The following is a 2,034-nucleotide window of genomic DNA, read 5'->3' as shown; positions in this document are numbered from 1 at the left end:
ATTCATTCCTATACCAATGACCAGAAGATTCTAGACCTGCCTCATAAAGACCTGCGAAGGGCAAGGGCGGCTAACCTTTCCATGATCCCCACCACGACTGGAGCGGCAAAAGCGGTTGCTTTGGTTTTGCCTGAAATAAAAGGCAAGCTTGATGGTATGGCAATTCGGGTCCCGACTCCAAATGTTTCTCTTATAGACCTTGTCATTGAGGTTGAGAAAAATACCAGTATCGATGAGGTTAATCAAACTTTGCGGGATGCTTCTCAAAACACTTTGAATAATATAATAAGGTTTGAGGAAAAACCTCTGGTGTCTATTGACTTCAATGGTGATACTTGTTCTTCAATCGTTGACGGAATTTCTACAAAAGTCATAGAAGGCAATATGGTTAAGGTCTTATCCTGGTATGACAATGAGTGGGGTTATTCTAACAGGGTTAAAGACCTTTTGAAATTTATTGGCCGAGATTGAGAATTGTAGTTTCAGGATTATTTTTATTCCTACGTCAAGGTAAGGTTTTTAAGTGACTTCTCCACTTGTCATCGGAAACTGGAAGATGAATATGCTGGCTTCTGAGGCCTGCGATTTGGCATCATCTCTTGTCAAAAAGCCTATTGATGGTGTGGATGTGGTTATTTCTCCTCCTTTTACATCTCTCTATCCAGTAAGTCAGATTATTAAAGGTTCTAAAATAGCTTTGGCTGGACAAAATTTTTATTTTGAAAGTAAAGGGGCATTTACAGGAGAGGTGTCGCTTGAAATGCTCAGAGATACAGGGTGTAGTTATGCGCTGATCGGTCATTCTGAGAGACGGCAATTATTTGGGGAAAGTAATGAAGATGTTAATAAAAAGGTTCTTCATGCGATAAAATTGGGGGTGATTCCAGTAGTTTGTGTTGGAGAAACCCTGCAGCAAAGAGAAGCTGGAAGTACCTTGGACGTTATTCATACTCAGTTGATGGAGGGCCTGGCAGGACTGCCGGCAAATAGTAAATCCCTTCCTGTCGTGGCTTACGAACCAGTTTGGGCTATCGGCACAGGTGTTAATGCCAGACCGGACCAGGCTGTGGAGGTCCATAAGTTTATCAGAGAGCTTTTGGTAGAAAAACTGGAAATTTCTAAAAAACACGAAGCCAGAATTCTATATGGTGGGAGTGTAACCGCTGAAAATTGTAAAGAACTTATGAGCGAAGAGGAAATAGATGGGGCTTTAGTTGGTGGTTCCAGCCTGAAACTGGATTCTTTTTATGCTATCATCAAATCCTCTCTTGAATCTAGATAGCCTTTCAGTCATAATTTGTAGTTCTGAACGGATTACCTGAAGTCACTTGGAAATTTCGTAAAAAACGATGAATACAATAATAACAGTATTGCATGTGCTTGCAGCTTTTTGCTTGGTCCTCACTGTACTTTTGCAGGCAGGTAAAGGAGCAGCAATGGGCTCAGGACTTGGATCTGGAAGTAGTCAGACAATGTTTGGAAGCAGTGGAGCTGGTAACTTTCTTACAAAGCTGACTACTGGCATTGCTATATTATTTATGGTGACATCTTTGACCCTGGCTACCTTCTCAAACAATAAGAAATCAAGTTCTGTTATCCAGGGCATTGAAGAGCCCGCTCCTGATAGCGATGGAGAACCCAAGGATTCATCCGAATAATCTTCTAGCTAAACCTTCTCAGGGTGCCGATGTGGTGGAACTGGTAGACACGTGCGCTTGAGGGGCGTATGGAGCAATCCGTGGGAGTTCGACTCTCCCCATCGGCACCATTTTTTTTCCAGTTGTTATTACTTTTTTACGATCATGAAAAATAAGCGTGATTCTGAAAAAGCTTCTAACCCTCCAGTTGCGTTTTCTGAGCGTATAGGAAACCTGCTGGTGTCATGCATCAAGGGCATAAAAAAGTCGATTCCTGAAGATGATGAATTGGCGGCAAAACTTAAGGCCCTTGAAGACGTTGTAAGAAAGGGTGTCCGGATAAATCCCTCCACAGAACTGGGTAAAGAAATCGAGGAGTATTTTGACCGCCAGATTC

Annotated in this window: 3 protein-coding genes and 1 tRNA gene; all 4 read left to right on the top strand. The window is 42.3% G+C overall.

The window, feature by feature from the left end; all coding sequences use genetic code 11:
- A partial coding sequence (locus tag F3741_10720) for an aldehyde dehydrogenase (GenBank protein MZG31253.1) occupies window positions 1-471 on the top strand: 471 nt, incomplete at its 5' end.
- Between the two features lie 52 nt (window positions 472-523).
- On the top strand, window positions 524-1,282 hold the full coding sequence (locus tag F3741_10715; GenBank protein ID MZG31252.1) for a triose-phosphate isomerase: 759 nt from the start codon (window positions 524-526) through the stop codon (window positions 1,280-1,282).
- A gap of 67 nt (window positions 1,283-1,349) precedes the next feature.
- Window positions 1,350-1,658 (top strand): preprotein translocase subunit SecG, encoded by a 309-nt coding sequence (gene secG, locus F3741_10710; protein ID MZG31251.1) that lies wholly within the window; start codon window positions 1,350-1,352, stop codon window positions 1,656-1,658.
- Window positions 1,659-1,683: 25 nt separating this feature from the next.
- Window positions 1,684-1,768 (top strand) — tRNA-Leu (locus F3741_10705).
- The last annotated feature ends 266 nt before the right edge of the window (window positions 1,769-2,034 follow it).

Source organism: Nitrospinota bacterium (assembly GCA_009873635.1).
GTDB lineage: Bacteria > Nitrospinota > Nitrospinia > Nitrospinales > VA-1 > LS-NOB.
This window is presented reverse-complemented; position numbering and strand designations above follow the sequence as displayed.